The organism is Mesorhizobium sp. M1C.F.Ca.ET.210.01.1.1 (genome assembly GCF_004791585.1).
Taxonomy (GTDB): domain Bacteria; phylum Pseudomonadota; class Alphaproteobacteria; order Rhizobiales; family Rhizobiaceae; genus Mesorhizobium.
On the sequence record NZ_SRUU01000016.1, the window covers coordinates 55,093 to 77,495 of the forward strand.

The 22,403-nt window shown below is 65.9% G+C and carries 23 protein-coding genes; 10 read left to right on the plus strand and 13 right to left on the minus strand.

Annotation, left to right across the window (positions count from 1 at the left end; genetic code table 11):
* Positions 1–19 precede the first annotated feature (19 nt).
* The 3 genes from EN853_RS18905 (at position 20) to EN853_RS18915 (ending at position 3,481) form a co-directional block, all read left to right on the plus strand.
* On the plus strand, positions 20–226 hold the full coding sequence (locus EN853_RS18905) for a hypothetical protein (protein ID WP_127859698.1): 207 nt from the start codon (positions 20–22) through the stop codon (positions 224–226).
* Positions 227–334: 108 nt separating this feature from the next.
* Entirely contained in the window at positions 335–1,066 is a 732-nt protein-coding gene (locus EN853_RS18910) for a DUF2270 domain-containing protein (protein ID WP_127859699.1), read from the plus strand.
* A 201-nt stretch (positions 1,067–1,267) separates the two neighbouring features.
* Positions 1,268–3,481, plus strand: a complete 2,214-nt coding sequence (locus tag EN853_RS18915) for a diguanylate cyclase (protein ID WP_127859700.1) — start codon at positions 1,268–1,270, stop codon at positions 3,479–3,481.
* An 86-nt stretch (positions 3,482–3,567) separates the two neighbouring features.
* On the opposite strand, the gene EN853_RS18920 is transcribed toward EN853_RS18915, so the two are convergent.
* The 3 genes from EN853_RS18920 to EN853_RS18930 all read right to left on the minus strand — a co-directional run bounded on the left by EN853_RS18920 (position 3,568) and on the right by EN853_RS18930 (position 6,576).
* A complete protein-coding gene (locus EN853_RS18920; RefSeq protein WP_127859701.1) occupies positions 3,568–4,944 on the minus strand; it encodes an amidase family protein in 1,377 nt (458 codons plus the stop codon).
* Between the two features lie 72 nt (positions 4,945–5,016).
* Positions 5,017–5,634: a sulfotransferase family protein gene (locus tag EN853_RS18925; protein WP_127859702.1), complete on the minus strand. Its 618-nt coding sequence runs from the start codon at positions 5,632–5,634 to the stop codon at positions 5,017–5,019.
* 42 nt (positions 5,635–5,676) lie between these two features.
* Positions 5,677–6,576 (minus strand): VOC family protein, encoded by a 900-nt coding sequence (locus EN853_RS18930; protein WP_127859703.1) that lies wholly within the window; start codon positions 6,574–6,576, stop codon positions 5,677–5,679.
* 184 nt (positions 6,577–6,760) lie between these two features.
* Here EN853_RS18930 and EN853_RS18935 point away from each other — a divergent pair, with 184 nt between their 5' ends.
* Complete coding sequence (locus tag EN853_RS18935; RefSeq protein ID WP_127859704.1) at positions 6,761–7,060, plus strand: hypothetical protein; 300 nt, start codon at positions 6,761–6,763, stop codon at positions 7,058–7,060.
* A 51-nt stretch (positions 7,061–7,111) separates the two neighbouring features.
* On the opposite strand, the gene EN853_RS18940 is transcribed toward EN853_RS18935, so the two are convergent.
* The 5 genes from EN853_RS18940 to EN853_RS18960 form a co-directional block, all read right to left on the minus strand.
* On the minus strand, positions 7,112–7,426 hold the full coding sequence (locus EN853_RS18940) for a MocE family 2Fe-2S type ferredoxin (RefSeq protein WP_126100817.1): 315 nt from the start codon (positions 7,424–7,426) through the stop codon (positions 7,112–7,114).
* Positions 7,427–7,490: 64 nt separating this feature from the next.
* Positions 7,491–8,432 carry a sugar ABC transporter substrate-binding protein gene (locus EN853_RS18945; RefSeq protein WP_127859705.1) on the minus strand — a complete coding sequence of 314 codons (942 nt, stop codon included), beginning with the start codon at positions 8,430–8,432 and terminating at the stop codon, positions 7,491–7,493.
* Between the two features lie 162 nt (positions 8,433–8,594).
* Positions 8,595–9,602: a sterol desaturase family protein gene (locus EN853_RS18950; protein WP_127859706.1), complete on the minus strand. Its 1,008-nt coding sequence runs from the start codon at positions 9,600–9,602 to the stop codon at positions 8,595–8,597.
* A 24-nt stretch (positions 9,603–9,626) separates the two neighbouring features.
* Positions 9,627–10,418, minus strand: a complete 792-nt coding sequence (locus EN853_RS18955) for a 3-methyl-2-oxobutanoate hydroxymethyltransferase (protein WP_127859707.1) — start codon at positions 10,416–10,418, stop codon at positions 9,627–9,629.
* A 215-nt stretch (positions 10,419–10,633) separates the two neighbouring features.
* Positions 10,634–11,638 carry a LacI family DNA-binding transcriptional regulator gene (locus EN853_RS18960; RefSeq protein WP_127859789.1) on the minus strand — a complete coding sequence of 335 codons (1,005 nt, stop codon included), beginning with the start codon at positions 11,636–11,638 and terminating at the stop codon, positions 10,634–10,636.
* Between the two features lie 200 nt (positions 11,639–11,838).
* On the opposite strand from EN853_RS18960, the gene EN853_RS18965 reads away from it, so the two are divergent.
* Together EN853_RS18965 and EN853_RS18970 are read left to right on the plus strand one after the other, a co-directional pair.
* Positions 11,839–13,029, plus strand: coding sequence for a hypothetical protein (locus tag EN853_RS18965; RefSeq protein WP_245517105.1), 1,191 nt, complete (start codon positions 11,839–11,841; stop codon positions 13,027–13,029).
* The gene (locus EN853_RS18970; protein WP_127859708.1) at positions 13,016–13,642 is read left to right on the plus strand and encodes a hypothetical protein; all 627 of its coding nucleotides are present in this window, start codon (positions 13,016–13,018) and stop codon (positions 13,640–13,642) included. The genes EN853_RS18965 and EN853_RS18970 overlap by 14 nt, the downstream gene beginning before the upstream one ends.
* A 65-nt stretch (positions 13,643–13,707) precedes the next feature.
* Here the strand turns inward: EN853_RS18970 and EN853_RS18975 are convergent, their stop codons facing one another.
* From EN853_RS18975 to EN853_RS18985, 3 genes are read right to left on the minus strand one after another with little or no spacing between them, the layout of a single operon-like run.
* Complete coding sequence (locus tag EN853_RS18975; RefSeq protein ID WP_127859709.1) at positions 13,708–14,151, minus strand: GtrA family protein; 444 nt, start codon at positions 14,149–14,151, stop codon at positions 13,708–13,710.
* Positions 14,129–14,821, minus strand: coding sequence for a class I SAM-dependent methyltransferase (locus EN853_RS18980; protein WP_127859710.1), 693 nt, complete (start codon positions 14,819–14,821; stop codon positions 14,129–14,131). The genes EN853_RS18975 and EN853_RS18980 overlap by 23 nt, the downstream gene beginning before the upstream one ends.
* Positions 14,796–15,863, minus strand: a complete 1,068-nt coding sequence (locus EN853_RS18985; RefSeq protein ID WP_127859711.1) for a glycosyltransferase family 2 protein — start codon at positions 15,861–15,863, stop codon at positions 14,796–14,798. Before EN853_RS18985 ends, EN853_RS18980 begins: the two co-directional genes overlap by 26 nt.
* Before the next feature lie 258 nt (positions 15,864–16,121).
* Between EN853_RS18985 and EN853_RS18990 the strand changes: the two genes are divergently transcribed.
* Entirely contained in the window at positions 16,122–16,394 is a 273-nt protein-coding gene (locus tag EN853_RS18990; protein WP_127859712.1) for a hypothetical protein, read from the plus strand.
* Between the two features lie 48 nt (positions 16,395–16,442).
* On the opposite strand, the gene EN853_RS18995 is transcribed toward EN853_RS18990, so the two are convergent.
* Both EN853_RS18995 and EN853_RS19000 read right to left on the minus strand, forming a co-directional pair.
* Positions 16,443–17,273, minus strand: a complete 831-nt coding sequence (locus EN853_RS18995) for an aldo/keto reductase (RefSeq protein ID WP_127859713.1) — start codon at positions 17,271–17,273, stop codon at positions 16,443–16,445.
* Positions 17,274–17,391: 118 nt separating this feature from the next.
* Positions 17,392–18,003 (minus strand): TetR/AcrR family transcriptional regulator, encoded by a 612-nt coding sequence (locus EN853_RS19000; RefSeq protein WP_127859791.1) that lies wholly within the window; start codon positions 18,001–18,003, stop codon positions 17,392–17,394.
* A gap of 592 nt (positions 18,004–18,595) precedes the next feature.
* On the opposite strand from EN853_RS19000, the gene EN853_RS19010 reads away from it, so the two are divergent.
* Genes EN853_RS19010 through EN853_RS19020 form a run of 3 tightly spaced genes read left to right on the plus strand, consistent with a single transcriptional unit; the run spans position 18,596 to position 22,310 of the window.
* The gene (locus EN853_RS19010) at positions 18,596–19,045 is read left to right on the plus strand and encodes a (2Fe-2S)-binding protein (RefSeq protein ID WP_348631587.1); all 450 of its coding nucleotides are present in this window, start codon (positions 18,596–18,598) and stop codon (positions 19,043–19,045) included.
* The gene (locus tag EN853_RS19015) at positions 19,042–20,025 is read left to right on the plus strand and encodes a xanthine dehydrogenase family protein subunit M (RefSeq protein WP_127859716.1); all 984 of its coding nucleotides are present in this window, start codon (positions 19,042–19,044) and stop codon (positions 20,023–20,025) included. The genes EN853_RS19010 and EN853_RS19015 overlap by 4 nt, the downstream gene beginning before the upstream one ends.
* On the plus strand, positions 20,022–22,310 hold the full coding sequence (locus tag EN853_RS19020; protein WP_127859717.1) for a xanthine dehydrogenase family protein molybdopterin-binding subunit: 2,289 nt from the start codon (positions 20,022–20,024) through the stop codon (positions 22,308–22,310). Before EN853_RS19015 ends, EN853_RS19020 begins: the two co-directional genes overlap by 4 nt.
* The last annotated feature ends 93 nt before the right edge of the window (positions 22,311–22,403 follow it).

A 22,403-nucleotide genomic window follows, 5' to 3' on the forward strand; every position in this document is an offset into this window, starting at 1 on the left:
GGGCAATAAGGAGAAGCTAATGAAAAGCGACTTTGCCGCCGCGCACCTGCACCTCGACAGGGCCTGCCACTATCTTCGCGGCGACGATGAAACCAGCCGCACGGCGCTCGCCGCGCTCGACCTCGTGATCGAGGCGGTCGCCACCGCCCAGTATGCCCGGCCCGAGGCCGAAGTGGTTCCGTTTCCGGCGACGTCGAAGCGGGCGCTGCCTCCCATCGCATCCTGACTTATCCGCCTGAAAGGCGGGAAACATTTCTGCCGGCCGCACATTGTGCTATATGGGGTGTGGCCGGCTCGTTCGGCCGGCCACGGCGGGAGGCACGTGGCAAGGGGAATGTCACAGGTCCAGACCATAAAGCCAGCCGAGGCGGCCGCCGCGCCGCGAGGGTCCGACGCGTCCGCGCTGAAGCTGACCTCTTCCGAATTCGCAACCACCATGTCGCATTTCCATCGCGCCGAGATCGCGCGCATGGCCGGCTGGCGCGACCGGCTCGACCGCACCAGCAACTGGTCGATCACGGTCGTTGCCGCGATGCTCTCGGTGTCGCTGTCGACGCCGAGCGCCCATCACGGCGTGCTGCTCTTCGCCATGCTCTTGATCACGCTGCTCTTGTGGATCGAGGCGCGCCGCTACCGCTTCTTCGACGTCTACCGGGCGCGGGTGCGCCAGTTCGAGCGCTACTACTTCGCGCAGATCTTCTCGCCGCAGCCGGACTTCGCCTCCAACTGGCTGGCGATCCTCGGCGAAGGCCTGCGTTCGCCGCGCTTCCTCATCTCGCAACGCGCGGCGCTGATCCGCCGGCTGCGCCGCAACTACATCTTCATGTACACGATCCTGATGCTCGCCTGGGTCTTGAAGATCACCACGCCCAGCCTGTCGCGCGAAGGCTCGCCGATCGGCTTCGGCGCCTCGCTTCTCGACACCTTCCGGGTGGCGACGCTCGGTCCCATCCCCGGCATCGTGGTGGTGTGCGGCGTCGCGGTATTCTATGTCGGCATGCTCGCCGCGGCCTTCCTGATCAGCGCCGACGACGGCGAACTGTCCTTCGGCGATGTGCATGTGTGAGCGGCGAAAGCCGCAATCCAACTCAAACCGGCCGGAATGCCCGTTTTCGCGTGAACCAGGCGCCGCCCGATACGTGCCGGGACAACCTCCGGGCCGGGCCGCCGTTAGCACGTTAATAAGCATTTGGTAATAAAAACCGATGGATGAGAGATAGGCCTCGATCCGCAAACGGAAAAGCACCGCGGCCGGCGCGGCATCGCCATGCGCATTAGGAGCCAGATCATCCTCAGCATGGTCAGCGCCGCGGCGCTGATCGGGCTGGTTGGCGGCGTCGCCATATTCACGCAGATGACGGCGACCAAATACCTCGGGCTGACCGAAGCGACCAATGTCGCGCGCGAGCTCGCCGACACCATCGTCTTCAAGCCGTCCGACGGCACGCCTTCGCTGCTTGATCGGCCCGAGGCGCTCACGCAGTTCCTTGAGCAGCAGCATCGGCGCGCGCGGCGGGATTTCATCGTCGTCGACCGCAACAAGCTGATCGTCGCCCATGCCGCCGACGAGGAACACAAGGCCGGCGACAAGTTCAACCACGACCCCGGAAACGAGGTTGGCCAGACGCTGGCAGACGGCTTCCCGCGCAAGTTCGTCGATCCGAACGAGGTGAACGCGATCCTGGCCGTTCCGATCGAGCAGGGCGAGGACAACATCGTCGGCGCCGTGCTGCTGGAATACGATCCCGTGGTCAACGCCGCCGAACAGCGCACCAATGGCCTGCTCTGGCTGGTCGGCCTCAGCACCGCCGCCGCCATGCTGGTCGCGGCGGGTTTCGCCTGGATGCTGCTCAGCCGTTTCGGCTCCGGCCTCAAGGACATGATGCGCGGCATGCAGGCTTTGGCGCAGGGCGACGCCATGACCCGCATCGGCCATGCCCGCAGGGACGAGTTCGGGCAGCTGGCCGAAGGCTTCAACACGATGGCCGACCAGCTCGCATCGGCGCGGGCGCATATCGAGGACATCGTCGAGACGGTGGCCGAGGGCATCGTGGTGCTCGACGGCGACGGCCGCATCGTCAGCGCCAACCCGGCCGCGACGACGATGATCGGCCGGCGCGCCGACAAGATCGTCGGGCTGCAATGGGACGCGGCGGTGAAGCTGCACGACGCGAAGGGCGGCGACTTCACCGGCGGGACGTCGCCCATCGAGATCGCTCTGGCCACCGGACGCCAGCACCAGGGCGAAGTGCGCCTGGCCAGGCTGGACGGCTCGCAAACGCCCGTCATCGCCAGCTGCAGCCCGCTGAGCCGGTCGGAGGGCGGCCTGGTGCTGACCCTCAACGACATCAGTGAATTGCGCCGCGCCGAAGGCATCGTCAACGAGCGTGCCGATCAACTGGCCATCCTCAATCGCGAGCTGCACGAGAAGTCGGAGACGACGACCCGGCTGGTCAAGCTTGGCGAATTGCTGCAAGCCTGCGTGACCTTCCCCGAAGCCTTCTCGGTGGTCGGCACGGCGATGACCGAATTTCTCGGGGGTTTAAGCGGCAGCGTGCATCTGACCAGCGCCTCGCGCAACCTGGTCGAGGAGATGGCGCATTGGGGCGATGTCCGCTCGAGCATCACCCAATTCGCGCCGGAAGATTGCTGGGCGCTGCGGCGCGGCCAGGAACATGTCGCCGGGCCAGGCATGCTGACGCCGCGCTGCGCGCATATCACCGAGAACGGCAAGAAGGGCTATGTCTGCATGCCGCTGGCGGCGCAGGGCGAGACGCTCGGCATCCTGCACCTATGCGAGCCGAACGCGGCCGAGAAACCGCAATGGCTGGCCGAGCGGCAGCAGATCCTGCGCGGCGTCGTCGACACTCTCGCCCTGGCGCTGGCCAATCTGCGCCTGCGCGAGACGCTCAGGCAGCAGTCGATCCGCGATCCGAACACAGGCCTGTTCAACCGGCGCTATCTCGAGGAAACCAGCAGCCGGGAACTGAGGCGCATGGAGCGCTCGGGCCAGCCTCTGACGATCATCATGCTCGATGTCGACCACTTCAAGCAGTTCAACGACACCTTCGGCCACGAGGCCGGGGACCTTGTGCTGAAGCAGGTCGCGGCGACGCTGATCGAGCATGCGCGCGACAGCGATGTCGTGTCGCGCTACGGCGGCGAGGAATTCGCCTTGGTGATGCCGGGATGCTCGCTCGAGGAGGGCGCTGAGCGCGCCGAAACGCTACGCCAGGCGATCAAGAATCTGCATCTGGCGCATCGCGGCCGTACGCTGGGCACGGTCACGGCCTCGTTCGGCGTCGCGGCCTATCCTGAGCATGGCTCAGGCTGGGCCGAACTCACCAATGCCGCCGACCATGCGCAATACGATGCCAAGGCCGAGGGACGCGACCGCGTGGTCGTGGCCAGGAACACCCCGCCGGGCGAGCGTCCCGCGATCCAGCTGGTGCCGTCGAAGAAATCGGGCGCGCCGACGTAAAGGGCTGAGGCCGCCGGTAGCGCAGGGCTTACCGGGCTGCCCGCCAGTCGTATCCGGTCGGCGATGACCCTGGATGCGCCGCCTGCTCACAATCCCGGCGGCCTGACGAAGCCGTCGGTGAGGCGCGCCAGCGCCTTGGCGGCGGCGAGCAGCTTCATGTCCGAATGGCGGCGGCCGACGAGCTGGGCGCCGATCGGCAGGCCCTCGCGGTCGAGGCCGATCGGAATGACGGCGGCCGGGTGCCCGGTCAAGTTGAAGCGGCAGGCGTGGCTCAGCGCGCTCCAGTATGGCGTCTCGACGCCGTCGACGGGGATCGGCGCGCCCGTCTCGCGGTGGCGGAAGGCGGTGCACATCATAGCCGGGCAGACGAGCACGTCCCAGTCGTCGAAGAAGCGCTCCCAGGCGTGGATGAATCCGTCGCGCCGGTTCAGCGCCTCGAGATAGGCCGAGAGCGAGGGCGAGGCTTCGCGCGGCGCCACGAAGGCCTGCGAGTACCAGGTGATGAGATCGGAGAACAGCGCCCTTTCCGCCACGAAATCATGCTGCGGCAGTGCCTCCCGCACATGCGCTCCCCCGACCTCGATGGCGCCGGCGAAGCCTGCAATTGCCTCGGCGATGTCGAACGCGGTCGGCACGCCGGGGAATTCCGGCGCGAAGGCCACCCGGAGCCGGCCGAGCGGCGGCTCCGGCGCCTCGTCGGCCGCCACCGGCGGTACCTCGGTGTCGAGGCCGTCGGCGCCGGCAATGATACGGTGGGCAAGGATGAGATCGTCGACGTCGCGGGCCAAGGGCCCGATGTCGAACAGCAGGCGGAAGCTGCGCGGCATGTCGGGCGGATCGGCGTAGCTGCCGGTGATCGGGACGGTCGCCTGCGTCGGCTTGAAGCCGCAGATGCCGGTGAGATGCGCCGGCACTCGGACCGACCCGCCGGCATCGCTGCCGATCTCCAGCGGCACCAGCCCGGCGGCGACGGCCGCGGCGGCGCCGCCGCTGGAGCCGCCCGGCGTGCGGGTGACGTCCCAGGGATTGACGGTGCGGCCGAAGATCGGATTGACGGTCTGCAGGTCGCGCAGCCTCGGCGGCACGTTGGTCTTGCCGATGATGATGGCGCCGGCCTTGCGCAGCCTGGCCGCGACGGTGCTGTCGGCAGACGGAACATAGTCGGCCCACGCCGTCAGGCCGACCGTGGTGCGCATGCCGGCGGTGGCATGGCCGTCCTTCAGCGTGACCGGCACGCCATTGAGCGGACCGAGGGCATCGCCGCGCGCGACCGCCAGATCGGCGGCCTTCGCTCCGGCGCGGGCCGCCTCCTCGTCGAGCGTGACAATGGCGTTGAGGAGCGGATTGACCAGCGCGATCCGGGCAAGCTGCGCCTCCATCGCCTCGACTGCGCTGACTTTCTTCTCACGGATCGCCGCCGCCAGTCGCCTGGCGGTCAGGAAGGTGGTGTCGGAGTGGGGCATGGTGGGATTCTCCCTAGGGAATAGGAAGCAGGGAAAAGATCAGACCGCCCACGCATCCCTATTTCCTATTTCCTATTGCCTACCCCCTATTCCCAACGAAAGCGCCGTGCGGAACTCCTTCGTGGTGTTGCGGTTGGGATAGGGCTCGGCCGGCACCGGGACGCCGAGATGGGCGCAGAGCGGCTCCCAGCCGTCGCCAAGCTTGTGGACCAGCAGGCGTTCGGCGGGCACGGACTCGAGCACCGCCTCGACATTGGCCTCGTAGACGGCGATCGCATGCGCGCGGTCATGCGGGCGACCGCCGAAGACCTGATTTGAGACGAGGGAAATGCCGAGCGCCTCCTGATCCTGGATGTTGCTGATCGCCGGTAGGATGGTCTTTGCGAAACTCTCCCACCAGCTTTCGGGCGAGCGCCAGGTGAGGATGACGCGCGCTTGCGGATAGGCTTCGATCAGTTCGCGCCAGTAGTACGCGGAAGGCCAGTCGACGCAGGACTTGTAGCCGGCGAAGAGCCGATCCCAATCCGGCGCCGCGCCCCTGGCGAGCGCCCGCCAGAGCCGCTTCTGCTCGTCATGCGCCATCACCTCCGACATGTGATGACACGGCCCGAAGCCGAGCGTCGTCAGCGCCTCGCGCATCGAATCCGTGCCGGTGCGGCCGAAGCCGGTTCCCATCACCCTGATCGGCATCTTTCCCCTCCCCTCTTCGTCCGTGGGTCCACTGCCGCGCGGTCAACTTTGCCGAACGACGAGCCGCAAGCGATTGCCCTCCGGATCGGCGGTCTCGATCGCGCCACTGGTCCTCTTCACCGGCACGCTGGCGGCGTCGAGCCTCAGCGCCACGGCGTCAAGCTCCTCCGCCGAGGCAAGCTCGACCGTGAAATGGTCGAGGCCGGCGGCATCCGGCGGCGGCTCGCGCAATTCGTCGCGCGCCCAAATGTTGAAGGCGACCATATGCGGCCGGCGGCCGGTGCCGCAGTCGAACATGCCGAAGGTCCTGGACTGGATGTGGGGCCGGAAGCCGAGCACGCCGACATAGAATTCCATGAGCTGCTCCGGCGCGCGCGTGCGCATATGGATATGGCCGATGAAGGCGTTCGCGGCCATCCTTGGTTCGACATGGCCGGAATTGCCGAGGTCGCGCAGCAGGCCCGGGACGTCCAGCGCCTCGAGCCCGGAATGCGCGCTGCCGTCGGTGGCGATCAGCGCGACGCAGCCGTCGGCCGACACTTCCCGGCGCAGGAAACGCTGCGGCGTGTCGAAGCAGATCTCGATGCCGTTGCCGGACGGATCGGAGACGTAGAGCGATTCCGAAATCAGATGGTCCTGGGCGCTGTATCGCAAGCCCGACGCCTTCAGGCGGGCCGCGGCATGGGCAAGATCGCGGCGGCTCGTGACATGGATGGCGACATGGAAGAGATCGCGCGATTTCTGCGGCAGGGGCGTCTGCGCTCCAGCATGGAGCACAATCAGCGTCCGACCGCCGGCGCCGAGCTCGGCGACGGCGTCGTTCTCGCCGATCAATTCGAGTCCAAGGGTATCGCGCCAGACAGTCAATGCCGCCGGGATATCGGTCACCTTGAGATGGACCGGCCCGAGGCAGGTGGCTTGAGACAGCAATCTTTCGTCCATTGTCTTTATCCGATTGCGGTCGCGAACATATTAGCCCTGAATGATATTTCTGTCTTGCGCCAAGTTCGGGTTGACCCCTCCCCGGCGGGCGGCGACTATCGCCAAAAGGCGATTTGTTCTCACGCAATTCCGGACGGAAAGCCGCTGCACTTTTCCTGGAATTGCTCAGGCAGGAGGAATTCAAATGGACGAGCCCGAACGCTGGCGCAACATGGCGAGCGCGCCGAGGGACGGCAGCCGCATCCTGGTCACGGTGCGCTCGTCCGAGCAGGGACCGGCCGAGGTCGACATGGCCTACTGGTCGCGCGCCGACCAGTTCGGCGCGGAAGGCTGGCGGGCATCCGATTCCTCGCCCGGCCGCGTCGTCGAATATGCCGAGCCGGAGCTCAGATGCTGGATGCCCCTGCCCACGGCCGGACGCGGGACGATGCCTACACCGTGGGAAGAGGATGAGGTGCCGCTGGTGGATGGGGAAGGGATTTAGGCGGGTCGCCCTCTCCCTCCGCCGGCGATTTCGCCAATCGCCATAGGATTCCTACCCCACCGCCACCAACACCTCCCCCGCCTCGACCTTTGCCGGATAGGTGCGGAGGTTGATGCACGGCGGCAGGCGCTTGGCCGCTCCGGTGCGGTAATCGAAGGCGCCGGAATGCTTCGGACATTCGACCTCGTAGTCCATGACCAGGCCGTCGGCGATGTGCACGGCCTCATGCGTGCAGAGTCCGTCGGTGCAGAACACCTCGTCGTCGGGGGAGCGGAAGACGGCATAGGTCTTGCCGCCATGGTCGAAGCGGCGGGCGCCTTCCTGTTCGATGTCGTCGAGGCCGCAGGCCCTGATCCAGCCGGTCATGTTTCTCACCTGTAAGTGCGATTGCGGCGAGCCTCCGGGGCTTGCCCGGAGGCTCAGTCCTGGGTCAGTTCTTGCCGAGGTACTCTGCCGCATTCGCGGGCGTCACCAGCTCGAACGGCACGTAGACGACGCGGTCGACCTTCTCGCCCTTGGCTAAGGCAAGTGCTGCATCGACACCGCCGCCGCCCTGCCCCTTGGCATTCTGGAACACCGTCACCGAAAGCTCGCCGGCCTTCATCGACTGCAGGCCGTCCTGCGTGGCGTCGATGCCGCCGACCACGACGTTCTTCATGTCGACGCCATTGGCCTTCAGCGCCAGGATGGCGCCGATGGCGGATTCATCGTTGTTGGCGATGACGGCGTCGGGCGCCGGACCGGCGGTCAGCCAGTTGGTCATCAGGTTCTGCGCATTGTCGCGCGACCATTCCGACGACTGCTTGTCGGTGACCTTGATGAAGCTGCACATGTCGGTCGAAAAGACCTGCTCGACATCCTTGGTGCGCTGGAGCGCCGCCTGGTGCACCAGGCTGCCCATGACGATGTAGGCACTGGCGCCGGAGGACTTGCCTTTGGCGCGCAGCATCTTGCACACCTCGAAGGCTTCCAGCGTGCCGGACTCGACCTCGTTTGAGCCGACATAGACCTGTTTCTCAGGCAGCTTCGCCATGTCGACCGGCTCGAGATTGACGAAGACCAGCGGAATGCCGGCCTTGGCGGCCTCTTCGCTGATGGTCTTGGAGGCATTGGTGTCGACGAGGGTGACGATGATGGCATCGACGCCTGAGGCGATGAAGTTCTTGACCTGATCGAGCTGCTTGGCGACGTCGTTCTGGGCATCCTCGACCTGGATGTCGGCGCCCTTCTCCTTGGCGCGGTCCTGCATGCCGTGCATCAAGAGCGTCTGGAAATTGTTGTCGAAATTGACGATCGAGACGCCGAGCTTGGCGGCGAATGCGTTGGTCGACATCAGCGCAGCCAAAGCCGTCGAGATGAGAAGTTTCTTCACGGGGTTCCTCCCTTTGGACTGGAGCGCCGGGTCACTCCGCTTCTGATTTTCCGGCCCTTTCGGGATGGCTTGGGTGGAACGCCGAAGGCGTTCTCACCGGGTGGAAGGCCCAAGGCCTTCTCACCGGTGCACGGCCGAGGCCGCTCACATGGTCTGTCGGCGTCATTTCGCAGCCGCGTTGGCGCGCGCCTTCTTCTTCTCGTAGCGGGCCTGCATGCGCGCCTCGCCGTCCTTGCTGCCGTCGTGGAAGGTGCCGAACCAGCGGTCGAAGGGGATCAGGCCGTCGCCGTAGTTCACCTCGAAATATTTGTGGTGGAGGTAGTGGATGTAGGCGTGGCTATCGACGGTTCTGTCCTCGGTCAGCTCGATCTTGTCGAAGCCGACATGGCCGGGAATGGCGCCGAAGCCCGCATAATGGAGCTGGTAGAGCGCCAGCAGCGGGTTCGACGGGATGATGAGATGCCAGAACGCCACGCCGAGATAGCCGAGTTGCTCGACCGGATGCATCGACAGGGACGACCAGGGCGACGGGTTTACCGAATTGTGGTGCACCGAATGCACCCATTTGTAGAGCGGCCCCCAGTGGATCGTCCGGTGCAGCAGGAAGAAATGCGTCTCGTGGATGATCGGCACCACAAGCGCCAGCAGGAACAGGTAGAGCGGGTGCTCGGCGAAGGTCAGCCACGGTACATAGCCATTGGCGTAGGCATAGAGGATCGCGACCTCGATCGCTGTCCAGATCGGCATGCCGGTGCCGAAGGTGCGCAGCATGTTGTCGAGGTTCTGGTTCTCGAAGAAGAAGGCCTTGCTCTTCTGCTCCGAAGGCCATTTGCCGTTGTATTTGAAGCGGTTGCCCTGGGCTCTCAAGATGTAGAGCCGAAGCTCGAAGACGCCGAAGAAGGCGAGCAGCGCCGCGCAGTTGACGATGAAGAGGCGCAGGATCCAGCCCCAGGACAAAGTCTTCATCACCTCGACGTCGGGCAGCACGAAGCGCCACCACGCCACCGCCAAGAGCGCGAACAGCAGATTGTAGGGCAGGAAATAACCCGGCAGCCATTTGAGCAGCGCCAGCGGGCGCGGCGGAAAGACGAAGAGTGGCGCGGTGCCGGCCGGTTCGTTCGGCGCCCAGTCACCTCTTTTGTTGCGCGTGCCGTATTGAAGGTCGTCCATGGCTGGTCTCACAAGGCCCCCATTTCACAAGGATTGTGCGAGGGTGAGGAAGCGGTCGTAGGCGGCATCGTCCATATCCACCTGGTGCCTGGCTTCCGGGTAGCTGCCTTCGGCGACGTCACGGCCGAAGGCGCGGAAGGCACTGATGCGCTTTTCCTGCAGCTCGGCCTCCAGCGTGACGAAGTCGGCATAGCGCTTGGCATGGCGCGGGTAGTGGCCGGTGTGCGTCCCCAGCACATCGCAGGAGAACAGGTACTGCGTGTCGCAAGCCGTACCGCAGCCCATGCCCATGGTGATCAGCGGTGTGCCGCGTGTGATGTGCTCGGCGAGGCGCACCGGCACCACTTCGACCTCGATGCAGGCAGCACCAGCATTCTCAAGATCCTTTGCAGCGCGCAGCACCTTGAAGGCTTCCTCCGCCGTGCGGCCGATGGCGCGGAAATTCGTCCAGGTGGCGCGGTTCGGCACCAGGCCGACGTGGCCGGTGACGGGAATGCCCTCGGCCGCCATGGCCTCGATGAAGCGCGGCGAGTGCGAGCAGTAAACCGCATCGGCGCCGCGCTTCATCATGGCGAAGCCAAGCCGCACCGCCTCGTCGGGCGAAGCGACCGCGCCATGCGGCATGCCGACGGAGAGGAAGGCGAAGGGTGCCGCCTGGCGGATGGCTTCCAGATTGTGGTCGGGCTCGCAGGAGAGGATGACGATGTCGCAGGCCACCGCGGCGGCCGCCTCGGCCGGCGTGTCGACGTGCAGCTGCAGCCATTTCCTGCTGCCCTTGGCGTTCCGCAGGTCATAGGCCGTCAGCCGTCTTGTCACTGGTGATCCTCCGTTTTGCGGGCGAGACGATCACGGCTGGAAAAAGTCCCCCTCACCCGGATTGCCACCTCTCCCGGCAAGAAGAGGATGCCGCCGGCGTCGGTGCTGCGCGGCGGCCGGATGAGGGGGAGATTTCACACGCGATCGTCTTCCCGTTCACGGCGAGTTAGCACCGCGATTGCCGCGAAGGCTCGCGCTTCCTTGATCAAATCAGATCAAAGGTTCTCGGCAGTGAAGGTGATGAAGCGGATCGGCGGGTTGTCGACCGGCAGGTCGTGCAGATTGAGCGCTGCCAGCACCAGGTCTATGGCGCGACGCGCCTGTGCTTCCGGCGCCTGGTCGAGCACGACGTCCATCGTGCCCTCGCGCAAGGCCCGCGCGCTGCGCTCGGTCAGCTCATGGCCGACGAAGAACATCTCGCGGCCTCTCACGTTGCGGCGCAGCACCTCGTTCAGCGCGGTGTTGGCGCCGCCGGCATTGTAGAGGCCGGCAAGGTCCGGCCAGCGCACGAACGCCTCGTGCAGTTGCTCGGCGTTGCGGTCGCCGTCGTCATGGCCGAAGAGCGCCGCGACCGGCTCGAAATCGTGGGCCTCCTCGATCAGATAGTCGAAGAAGCCGCGCACGCGGTCGCGGTGCACGCGATAAATCTGGCTGTGGCAGATCGCGGCCACCTTGCCAGGCCGCCGTTGCATCTTCGCCATCAGCAGCCCGGCCATGCGGCCGGCGGCGTAATTGTCGATGCCGACATAGGTGCTCTTGGTGCCGGAGATCTGGGTGACGATCTGCACGGTCGGGATATTCTCCGCCTCAAGCTTGCGCAGCGCCGCGCTCACCAGCGGATGATCGGGCACGGCGAGGATAAGGGCAGCGCGCCGAAGCTCAGGTTCGAGGATGCGCCTGGCGATCGCCGCCGGGTTCGCTTCATCGAGGAAGGTGCGGTGGACGGCGATGGTGCGGTCGAGCGTCGCGGCGATGCGCTCGAAGGCGCGCGACAGCCGCGCGAAGAAGGTCGCGTCCGGCCTGACCAGGATCACCTCGATGCGGATCACGCCGCGATGCGCCTCCGGCAGCCGGCGCGGATAATCGAGCGAGCGCGCCGCCGCCACCACCTTCTCGACGGTCTGCGGCCGCACCCCGCCCCTGCCGTTCAGCACGCGCTCGACGGTGGCCGTGCCGACGCCGGCGCGGCGGGCGATTTCGAGGAAGGTGGGCTTTGGAATGGTGGGGCTCCAGCGACTGACAGCGCGCAAAGCCTACCGGTTCTCTTCCTGCTGGAGAAGGCGGGAAGCCGACCGGCCGCGCGCCAAGCAACCGATTTTAGATACTTGCGACGGAACTAAAATACCCACAGCCGCTTTACCGGACGCCGCGTTGGACGGCCGACCCGCCTGGTAGCCGGCCCGATGCGGAGGGCGGCGGCATGCCGCCCGGACGGGTGGAGGCGGATTTGGCGCTTGAAGATGCGGCGCGGGCGAACAGCGGCATTCGCTTCATGGTCATCGCGGTGGCGGCGGTGCCGCTGCTCTTCGCCCTGAGCGGCCTTGCCATCCGCTATGCCGCATTTGCCTCGGTGTCGGCGGACCCGAGCTTCGCGGCCTATGCCCGCGCGCTCTGCAGGTGGGATTGCTCATGGTATGTGAACCTTTCCGAACAGGGTTATGAGCGTTTTCCTATCCCGAACCACAGCAATGTCGGACGTTGGGGATTCTTTCCGCTCTATCCGATGCTGGTGGCAGCCATCCGCTCGGTTCTCCCCTTCCCCACCATCGTGATCGCGACCATGGCATCGGTGGCGTGCAGCTATGCTTCGTGCCTCGTGGCATGGCCGCTGCTGGAGAAACACATGCGGGCCTATGTGCTCTATTGCACTTTCCTGCTGAGTGGCCCGTTCTCCTTCTACTTCGCCACTTTCCTGACCGAACCGCTCTTCGTGCTTTTGACGTCCTGCCTTTTTCTTGCGCTCAGGCGCTCGAACTATCTTGCCGCTGGCCTATCATGCGCGTTGCTGTCGGCAACGAGGCTCGTGGGCGTCCTTGCGGTCTTCGCGATCGTCATTCGCATGTTCGAGGAGCATCGCCAGAAGGGCGGACCGGCCGTCGCCTTCCCACGCTGGCTGCTGAGCCGTCCGGATCTCATCATCGCCATATTGATCTCGCCTGCCGGATTGTTCGGCTACATCCTCTTCCTGCATGTCACGGTCGGGGACGGCTTTGCCTTCGCCCATGTCCAGCGCGCGTTCGGACGCGTCGCGGGCGATCCGCTGCTGTTCGTGTGGGACGGCCTCTCCTACCATCCGAAGGCCGGGTGGCTGCCCACGGCGCCGCAATGGAGCGCAATGGCGGCGATTGCCGGACTGGCGCTTTCGGGCGTGCTCGCGGTCCGCAGGCAATATGGCGCGGCCCTGTTCTGCGCTTTGGCCATCATCCTGCCCCTGACCACCAATCTGGCCTCCATGGTGAGGTATGTCGTCGGCCTTGCGCCGCTGACGATGTTGACGACCTCCCTGCTGTCGGCATCGAGGCCGACCTTCGTGGCAGCCATGATAGCCCTCCCAGTCGCCTGCTTCTTCATGACCGTCGCCTGGCTCGGAGGCTATCTTGCCCTGGTCTGAGCCAACGCAATCCGCCAGGCCGGCAGTCTTGCTCGGCGGCTACGGGCTGGCGGCCGCTCTTGCCGCGGCCGAACTCGCCATCCTCGCGCTTGCCCTCAATCCAAACGTCAACAACGACTACCGCGCCTATTACATCGACAAGAGCACGACCTGCCTCAACCGCGACGCCGTCGGGCGCTACACGCCCGGCCGCACGGTGTCGTTCCGCTCCGATGGCGCCAGAGAGGCAACCGCCATGATGGTCTGCGGCTGGTCGGGTCCGGTGGCCGACGGCACCCACTCGCTGGGCGAGACGTCGCGGCTTCGCCTCGCGCTGCCGTCGCCGCCCGGCGAGGGTCTCCTGGCCACGCTGCAGATGGCCGCCGTCATCCGCCCGCCGCAGCTCTCGCAACGGGTCGTCATCTCGGCGAACGGCATCCGGCTGCACCAGGCGACGCTGTCCGGTCCCGCGCCGACGACCGTGACCCTCGCCATTCCGCGGGCAGCCCTGCCCGATAGCGGGATGCTGGAGATAGAATTCGACTATCCCGACGGCATCGCGCAGAGCCCCGCCGCAAGCAACATCTACAACCGCTCCATCAAACTGATCTCATTCCGGCTGGATGCGCTTTAAGTCTTTGTTTTATGCATGTCGTTTCCCAAAACCGCTGTACACTTTTGGGCGACATGCATCTGGCTTCACGCGGACGTTTTGTCCCGCCGACCACGCCTCGCGAACACCCATCGGTCGAGCATCAGGAAATTGAGCGCCGGAATGACCAAGCAGGTGAGCAGGACGGGAACGAAGAGCGGCAGTCCGAAAAGCTCGGTCAGCAGCGACGGCGCCGCGTAGGCGACGGCAAGGCCGGTCGCGGTCAGCAGGAGGAAACGCGGCGCTTCCGTCCGGTGCGAGCCGGCCGACATGAAGGTGAAGAATTTGTGGGCCAGGTAGGAAAACACGGCGGCGGCGGCGTAGGCCGCGAGCGAGGCCTTCACGGGCGCAAGGCCGATCCATCCCGATCCGGCAAAGACGGCGACCAGGGCAGCGTAGAGGATCGTCGCGACGATGCCGACCGAGCCGAAGCGCGCCAGGAGCCTCAGGCTGGCGACGAAACGATGCTCAGGCACGCGCGACACAGGCATACTGCGCTCCGAGCGGCAGGCGCGCGAGGGCGCGCTCCAGCTTCCTGGCAAGGTGCCTCGCCGAGGGCAGAAGCAGAAAATGCTCGCAGCGGATGTCGCTGAAGCCTGCTTGCTCGAAAAGCGATGCCGCCTTGCCGGCGCCGAGCAAGACAGCATCCTCGTCGAACGGGCACCTCAACACCGCTATGCGGGTCAGCGGGTTGTAGGGGTTGTGCTCGATGATGCAGGCGAGCCCGCCTTGCCGAAGGACGCGCCGCATCTCGCAGAAGAAGCCCTGCCACGACGCAGGCGGCACGTGGTGGACGACGCAGCTGGCAAAGGCCAGGTCGAACACGCCGTCGTCATAGGGCAGGCGCGAGGAGGTGCACGCCGTGTAGGCGACGCGCGGATTCTCCCGGCCGGCGCGCGACAGCGATTCCTTCGACACGTCGCAGCCGTCGAGGCGATCGAAGGCGTCCTCGAGATAGGGATGAAGCGACCCGACACCGCAGCCGACATCGAGCGCGCGCAGGTCTGCCCGACCCTGGCGACGGCGCTGCTCGAGCGCCAGGCGCCGCAAAAGCTCGGCCTTGGCAAGCAGGAAGAAATCGTGCCGAAGCCCGGAAAACCGGATCGATCCCTGAACCAGCTCGCCGTAATTGGATTTATAGCTGTCGAAGCGTTCGGACATCCGCCGGAACCCCGTTGCCGGACTTGCGGAATGGCGGACGCCTCTCGCGGGAGGCGACGCGCGCAGGCCGGTCGAAGCCGCTCAGCCTGTTGATGACGTAGAGCGGGCGCCGTTTCACCTCGGCATGGATACTGCCGACATAAAGCCCGACCACACCGGTCATGAAGAGATTGATGCCGATGAGCAGCGACACGATCACCACCGTGGACGTCCAGCCGGCGATCACCCCGGCTTCGAAGATCCAGGCGAGGATCGCGTAGGCGCCATACACCACGGCGAGAGCGGAAACCGCCAACCCGGTCCAAAGCGCCAGCCGCAACGGTTGCTCCGAGAAGCCGATGATGCCGTGGAGCGCAAGATTAAGCATCTTCCAGAAAGGGTATTTGGTCTCGCCCAGGGTGCGCGCCGGGCGCTCGAACGGCACCGCCGCCTGCTTGAAGCCCATCCAGCCGAACATGCCCCGGACGAAACGGTCGTGCTCGGGCATGCGCTTGAACGTCTCCAGCGCCTTGCGGCCCACCAGGCGGAAATCGCCGACATCGCGCGGGATGTCGACCGGCGTCATCTTCTCCAGCAGGCGGTAGAAGACGCTCGCGGTGAAGCGCTTGAACCAGGATTCGCCCTCGCGCCTGACACGCCTTGCATAGACGATTTCGAAGCCTTCCTTCCACTTCGCCACCAAGTCGAGAACGACTTCGGGCGGGTCCTGCAGGTCGGCATCCATGACGATGACCGCGTCGCCGGCAGCCGCTTCCATGCCTGCAGTGATGGCGATCTGATGCCCGAAGTTGCGGGAGAGCTCGATCAGCCGGAAGCTCGGTTCAGCTGTGAGCATGCGGCGCAGATACCGCACGCTTTTGTCGCTGCTTCCGTCGTCGACGAAGATGACTTCGGTCTCTCCGTCCAGCCGCGCGACCAGCGCGCTGATCCTCTCGACCAGCAGAGGCAATACTTCTTCCTCATTGTATATCGGCAGCACCAATGAGTAGCGTGGGGATAGCACGTTTGCCCGCGTCCGGATGCCGTGGACAGAGTCTCGCATGTCGTTGAAAATGAAAGATCCGCCACAAAGTTCCATGAGAGATGGCTAATTTAGAAATGTTTTCCTACCGGCGTGCCGATAGCGTCGCCTCGCCGCCTTCTCCCCCACCTGCGGGGAGACCAGCCGTTCCGTCCTGGCTGCGAAATATTAGAAAATCCTAATTGACAGCCCTCCGGAAGCGGCGCTCATTCGACGCAGCAAGGATCGCAGCCAAGGCGGGCGATTTCGACCCGCCGACGCCACGTTGGGAGGCCTCAAATGCCTACGATCATCGGCTATCACGACATCAGCAAAGACGTGAACCATTGGCTTACGTCGCCCAAGCGCAAGGAGCTGTTCGGCCCGCTCGGGATCACCAATATCCGCACCTTCGTCGACCCGCAGAACCCGAAACGCGTCGCGGTGATGATGGACGTTCCGGACATGGACAAGCTCACGGCCGTGATGCAGAGCAAAGCGGCCGCCGACGCGATGGCCTATGACGGCGTGGTGCCGGAGTCTCTGGTGATCGTGGTGGAATCGAACGGGTAGGCGAACGCCCTCTCCTTCTCCCCTTGCGGGAGAAGGAGAGCCTCTTCCTCAGAACAAGAACGCCGCCGTGGCCGGGTCGGGCCCCGTCCGTCCGTCGCGCGCATCCATGCCGCGGATGGTCTGCATGTCCTCGCTGTCCAGCTCGAAACCGAAGACGTCGAAATTGGCGGCGATGCGGTCCTGGCGGATCGATTTCGGGATGACGATCAGCCCCTCCTGCAGGTGCCAGCGGACGATGACCTGCGCCACCGACCTGCCGTGCTTCTTCGCAATCCCCTCCAGCGTCGGATCGGCGAGCAGCCGGCCGCTGCCCAGCGGGCTCCAGCTTTCTATTCTGATGTTGTGCCTGGCGTGGAAGTCGCGCTTGTCGCGCTGCTGGAAGCGCGGGTGCAATTCGATCTGGTTGACGACGGGCGTGACGCCGGTCTCGCCGATGATGCGCTCCAGATGGTCCTGGTTGAAGTTCGAGACGCCGACCGACTTGATGCGGCCGGCTTGCTTGAGCTCGACGAGCGTCTTCCAGGCCTCGACATATTTGTTCTGGCTGGGCACCGGCCAGTGGATGAGGAAGAGATCGATCCGGTCGATGCCGAGCTTTCGCATCGTGTCGTCGAAGGCGCGCAATGCCGCATCGCGCTGGTGGCCGCCATTGCGCAGCTTCGAGGTGATGAACAGCTCATTGCGAGGCACGCTCGTCGCGCGGATCGCCTCGCCCACGCCCTCTTCGTTGCGGTAGCCCTCGGCGGTGTCGATCAGGCGATAGCCGGCGTCGATGCCCCAGCCCACGACCTGCGACGTGATGCCTGGGTCGACCTGCCACACGCCGAGCCCGATCTGGGGAATGGAGGCGCCATCGTTCAAGGTGAGCTGTTCGGGCATGGTGGGATCCTTATGCGGGGTGGGAGGTGCCGACTATGTAGGCTGCGGGTCGGGGAATGCTAGGCGGTGACGAGGGAAAGTGGATCAGCGCCGGCTCCGTTCTCGCAAGGGGCGAGCGCTACCCCCTCGCCCCGAACCGCAGCCCGTCCATCAGGAGCTTCACCAGCCGCCCCGACCGCTCGCGCCAGTCGGGCGTGTTGGGGGCGGAGTAGATGCCGCCCAGCGCATGCATCACATCGGAGGCGTCGACGTCGGCGCGGATCTTTCCCGCGGCGGCGGCCGCCTCGACCAAGCGCCGCATCGCGCCCGAGACGCGACCCGAGGTGTCGGAGAACAGCGTCGAGTTGGTGCTGAGCAGTAGGCGCAGGCTGGTGGCGAGCCCCCGCTTGGTGGCGATGTAGTCGACGAAGCGCTGCATCCACAGCTCCAGCGCGACGTCGGCCGGATGATCGCGGGCAAGCTCCTCGGCCGCCTGGCAGAGCCCCTCCACCTCGCGGCGATAGACCACCTCGACCAGATGCTCGCGCGTCGGGAAATGCCGGTAGAGCGTGCCGATGCCGACTCCTGCCCGCTTCGCGATATCCTCCAGCGAGACGTCGACGCCGTCGGCCGCAAAAGCCTGCGCCGCCACCTCGACGAGCTTGTCGCGGTTGCGCTGCGCGTCGGCGCGCAGCCGCTTCAGCGCCGGCGTTTCCGGCTTTTCGGCGGTCTCTGGCGACTGTCCGGTCAGTTTTTTCTCCACTCTCGCAATATGGGGCTTGAACCCATTGGGATCAGCCCCCACGTAAATAAACGGAGGCGCCTCCGTTTTAGTGGAGTCGTCTTATCATATAATCGGGGGAAGCGGTATGTCACGTGTTCGAGAACGGAAAGCTCACCCTGTCCGCTGGGGAAGGGCGGCGCTTTTCGCGACGCCTGCGAACAACGACTTCGCCCGGAAGCTCGTCATCCTAGGGCGGAGCAAGGAGCGAAGCGACGCGGCGCAGACCCCAGGATCCATGCCGTTACCTGCGAGCGCGGCTGCGGTGCAGAATTCTGGCCCGTTGCGACCCTCGGCGACCGTCACGGCATGGATCCTCGGGTCAAGCCCGAGGATGACGAATGCAGAGGCCGCCTCCTTGCAACCCTATCCCTTGCCCCTCCTCTCCCAAGCCCCATTTCCATCCCCCTAGCGTCCAGCAATTGGAGCCCGACGCCTCATGACAAGTCAGACCCACGCAGGCCAGACCATCATCGATCCTCCCGAAGACGGCCAGTTCAGAAACGGCCAGGCCACCAACGGCTCAACCCCCAGTCCCACCACCCTCTCCCTCCATCTCACCATCAACGGCCAGACCCACGCGCTCGAAGTCGAGCCGCGGGTGACGCTGCTCGACGCGCTGCGCGAGCGGCTCCACCTCACCGGCACCAAGAAAGGCTGCGACCAGGGCCAGTGCGGCGCCTGCACCGTGCATGTCGACGGCGAGCGCGTGCTCGCCTGCCTGACGCTGGCGGCGCAGGTCGAAGGCCGCTCGGTCACCACCATCGAAGGGCTGGCCGGCGAAGACGGAACGCTGAACGCCGTGCAGGCCGCGTTCCTCGAGCAGGACGCCTTCCAGTGCGGCTATTGCACGCCGGGACAGATCATGTCGGCAGTAGCCTGCATCCGCGAGGGCCATGCCGGCTCCGATGAGGAGATCCGCGAATACATGGCCGGCAATCTCTGCCGCTGCGGCGCCTATCCGCACATCGTCGCCGCCGTCCGCCAGGCAGCACAGGAGCTCCGCTCATGAGAGACTTTTCCTACCTTCGCGCCGACAGCGTGGAAGCCGCGCGCAACGCCGCAGCGCTGCCCGGCGCCATGCTGCTTGCCGGCGGCACGACGCTGGTCGACCTCGCCAAATGCGGCGTCGCCGAACCCTCGACCGTCATCGACGTCAGCCACATCGAGGGGCTCAATGCCATCGACGTGAATTCCGACCGCGCGATCATCGGCGCGCTGGCGAAGATGAGCCATGTCGCCGACCATGCCGCGGTGAAGAGCCAATTCCCGGCCGTGTCGGAGGCGCTCTGGCAGGCGGCCTCGGCGCAGCTTCGCAACATGGCGACCATCGGCGGCAACCTGATGCAGCGCACGCGCTGCCCCTATTTCCGCGACCCCGCCAACTTCCCGGCCTGCAACAAGCGCGCGCCGGGCAGCGGCTGCTCGGCGATCGGCGGCATAACGCGCGGCCATGCCGTGCTTGGCACTAGCGAGGCCTGCATCGCCACCTATCCGGGCGACCTGGCGATCGCGCTCGTCGCCTTCGACGCCGAGGTCGATCTCGGCGAAAGGAGGCTGAAGATCGAGGACTTCTTCCTCGCCCCCGGCGCCACGGCCGAGCAGGAGCACGACATCCGCCCCGGCGAGATCATCACCGCGATCGAGATCCCCGGCTCTGCCGCCGCCAGGCGCTCGACTTATCTGAAGGTCCGCGACCGCCAGTCCTACGAATTCGCGGCGGCGAGCGCGGCGATAGGGCTGGAGCTCGAAGCCGACGGCCGCACCATCCGCGACATCCGCGTCGCGCTCGGTGGCGTCGCGACGAAACCGTGGCGCGCGCGGTCGGTGGAAGACGCGCTGAAAGGCAAGGCGCTCGACGAAGCCAGCGTGCGCAAGGCGAGCGAGCTCGCCATGGAGGGCGCCGTCGACCATGGCGCCAACCACTACAAGATCGCATTGGCGCCGCGCGTCATCGCGCGCGCCATCCTCAAATTGGGAGAGACGGCATGACCGTTCATGACATGAAGCACGCAGCCTCCGACAGCGCGCGCCTCGAAGCGGTCGGCGGGCGGCTGTCGCGCGTCGACGGCCCGGCCAAGATCACCGGCAAGGCGCATTACGCTTTCGAGCAGCAGCTCGAAGGGCTGACGCATGCGGTTCTGGTCAGCGCGACGATTGCCGCCGGCAAAGTCATAGGCATCGACACCCGCGCGGCCGAGACCGCGCCGGGCGTGCTCGCCGTGCTGACGCCCGACACCATCATGGTGCTCAAGGGCGCATCGGACTGGCTCGGCAACCCGCCGGCGCAGCCGACCTACAACCCGCTTGCCCGCGAGGTCACCTTTTCCGGCCAGCACATCGCGGCGGTCGTTGCCGAGACCTTCGAGCAGGCGGTGGCGGCGGCCGCGCTCGTCAAGGTCAGCTATGACGAGACGCCGGCCATCGTCGACCTGAGCGACGGCACCGACGGGATCCCGATCGAGGCCATGACCAAGGAATGGGGCAACGCTGAAGCCGCCTTCGCCGCGGCGCCGGTGCGCGTCTGCGCGGCCTACAACACGCCGCGCGAGTTCCAGGCGGCTATGGAGCCGCACGGGCTGATCGCGCGCTGGCAAGGCGATGAGCTGACCATCTGGGAGCCCAGCCAATGGGTCGACGGCATGGCGCGCACCTATGCCGAATGGTTCGGCGTACCGTTCGAGAATGTGCGGCTGGTCTCGCCTTATATCGGCGGCGGCTTCGGCTCCAAGGCGCTGGCGCTTGCGCACAGCGCGGTGGCGGCGGCAGCGGCAAAGATGCTCGGCCGTCCGGTGAAGCTGGTGCTCAACCGGCCGCAGAATTTCACCTCCTATGGCGGCCGCGCCGCGACCCGGCAGACGGTGGCGATCGGCGCCGACAAGGCGGGCCGCATCCAGTCGATCGTGCATCGCGGCGTCAACGAGACGGCCGTCGACGGCATGTGGGTCGAGCCGCTCGGCTCCGTCACCGCGATCATGTACGCCACGCCCAACTTCTCCTCGAAGCAGAACGTCGTGCGGGTGAACACGGTGGTGCCGGGCGCAAAACGCGCGCCGGGCGAGAACCCCAGCGCCTTCGGCATCGAATGCGCCATCGACGAGCTTGCCTATGAGCTGGGCATCGATCCGCTTGAGATGCGGCTGATCAACTATGCCGAGCAGGACCCGCAGGTGAAGAAGCCGTGGTCCACAAGGCAATTGCGCGAGGCCTTCGCCGCCGGCGCAGAGGCCTTCGGCTGGGCGAAGCGTTCGCCCGCGCCGCACTCGATGCGCGACGGCCGCCAGCTTGTCGGCTGGGGCGTCGCGGCCGGCACCTATCCGGTGCGGCGCGCCTATGGCGAGGCGATGGTGAAGATCCTTGCCGACGGTTCGGTCGAGGTCGAAAGCTCCTCCATCGACATGGGCCAGGGCACCTACACGATCCTGGCGCAGACCGCGGCCGAAACGCTCGGCGTGCCGGTGGAGCAGGTAACGGTGAAGCTCGGCGATTCGCTTCTTGCCCGCGCCGGCGTCACCGGCGGCTCGCGGCTTGCCGGCGTCATGACCGGCGCCGTCTACAAGGCCGCAAGCCAGGCGCTCGACGAGCTGGTCGGGCTGGCGCTCTCCGATCCGCGCTCGCCTTTCCATGGACTGCAGGCGAACACGCTTGCCGTGAAGGACGGACGCATCGCCTCGCCGCGCGGCGAAGGGCCGGAGCTGTCGATCGCGGAACTGATGGGCATGCTTGGCCGCGAGCGGATCGAGGCCAAGGGCGACACCGTTCCGGCCGGCTTCACACCGGAGCAGCGCTACAACAACTACACCACCATCGCCATGGCGCTTCCGCACACCGAGGGCGATTATTCGCGCCATTCCTGGTGCGCGCATTTCGTCGAAGTGCGTGTCGATGAGGACTTCGGCACGGTGCGCGTGTCGCGCGTGGTGTCGGCGCTGGATTCCGGCCGGCTCTACAACCCGAAGCTGGCAGAGAGCCAGTGGAAGGGCGGCATCATCATGGGCATCGGCCAGGCGCTGCTCGAAGAAGGCATCGTCGACCGCAGGCACGGCCGCATCGTCAACGGCAATTTCGCCGACTACATGCTGCCGACCAATGCCGACATCCCCGACATCCAGACGATCTCGGTCGGCATCCCCGACCCGCACTCCTCCGCCCTTGGCGGCAAGGGCGTGGGCGAGCTTGGCATCGTCGGCGTGGCGCCGGCGATTGCCAATGCTGTGTTCCACGCTACCGGGAAAAGGGTACGGGATCTGCCGATCACGCTGGAGAAGTTGATTTAACGCCGGCGCTGGAACTGACGATCTCCCCCCTGGGGGGAGATCACTCGCTCGCGCGCTTTCGCCAATCTCGCTATGATCCCGCCGCATCTCAAC

Bases quoted from the DNA above. Each gene is read 5' to 3' on its own strand.
- EN853_RS18995 (WP_127859713.1), bottom strand. From the start codon at position 17,273: ATGCCCGAACAGCTCACCTTGAACGATGGCGCCTCCATTCCCCAGATC.
- EN853_RS18975 (WP_127859709.1), bottom strand. From the start codon at position 14,151: ATGCCTGTGTCGCGCGTGCCTGAGCATCGTTTCGTCGCCAGCCTGAGG.
- EN853_RS18935 (WP_127859704.1), top strand. From the start codon at position 6,761: ATGGACGAGCCCGAACGCTGGCGCAACATGGCGAGCGCGCCGAGGGAC.
- EN853_RS18965 (WP_245517105.1), top strand. From the start codon at position 11,839: ATGCCGCCCGGACGGGTGGAGGCGGATTTGGCGCTTGAAGATGCGGCG.
- EN853_RS18915 (WP_127859700.1), top strand. From the start codon at position 1,268: ATGCGCATTAGGAGCCAGATCATCCTCAGCATGGTCAGCGCCGCGGCG.
- EN853_RS18930 (WP_127859703.1), bottom strand. From the start codon at position 6,576: ATGGACGAAAGATTGCTGTCTCAAGCCACCTGCCTCGGGCCGGTCCAT.
- EN853_RS19020 (WP_127859717.1), top strand. From the start codon at position 20,022: ATGACCGTTCATGACATGAAGCACGCAGCCTCCGACAGCGCGCGCCTC.
- EN853_RS18990 (WP_127859712.1), top strand. From the start codon at position 16,122: ATGCCTACGATCATCGGCTATCACGACATCAGCAAAGACGTGAACCAT.
- EN853_RS18980 (WP_127859710.1), bottom strand. From the start codon at position 14,821: ATGTCCGAACGCTTCGACAGCTATAAATCCAATTACGGCGAGCTGGTT.
- EN853_RS18940 (WP_126100817.1), bottom strand. From the start codon at position 7,426: ATGACCGGCTGGATCAGGGCCTGCGGCCTCGACGACATCGAACAGGAA.
- EN853_RS18910 (WP_127859699.1), top strand. From the start codon at position 335: ATGTCACAGGTCCAGACCATAAAGCCAGCCGAGGCGGCCGCCGCGCCG.
- EN853_RS19015 (WP_127859716.1), top strand. From the start codon at position 19,042: ATGAGAGACTTTTCCTACCTTCGCGCCGACAGCGTGGAAGCCGCGCGC.
- EN853_RS18950 (WP_127859706.1), bottom strand. From the start codon at position 9,602: ATGGACGACCTTCAATACGGCACGCGCAACAAAAGAGGTGACTGGGCG.
- EN853_RS18920 (WP_127859701.1), bottom strand. From the start codon at position 4,944: ATGCCCCACTCCGACACCACCTTCCTGACCGCCAGGCGACTGGCGGCG.
- EN853_RS18925 (WP_127859702.1), bottom strand. From the start codon at position 5,634: ATGCCGATCAGGGTGATGGGAACCGGCTTCGGCCGCACCGGCACGGAT.
- EN853_RS18985 (WP_127859711.1), bottom strand. From the start codon at position 15,863: ATGCGAGACTCTGTCCACGGCATCCGGACGCGGGCAAACGTGCTATCC.
- EN853_RS18905 (WP_127859698.1), top strand. From the start codon at position 20: ATGAAAAGCGACTTTGCCGCCGCGCACCTGCACCTCGACAGGGCCTGC.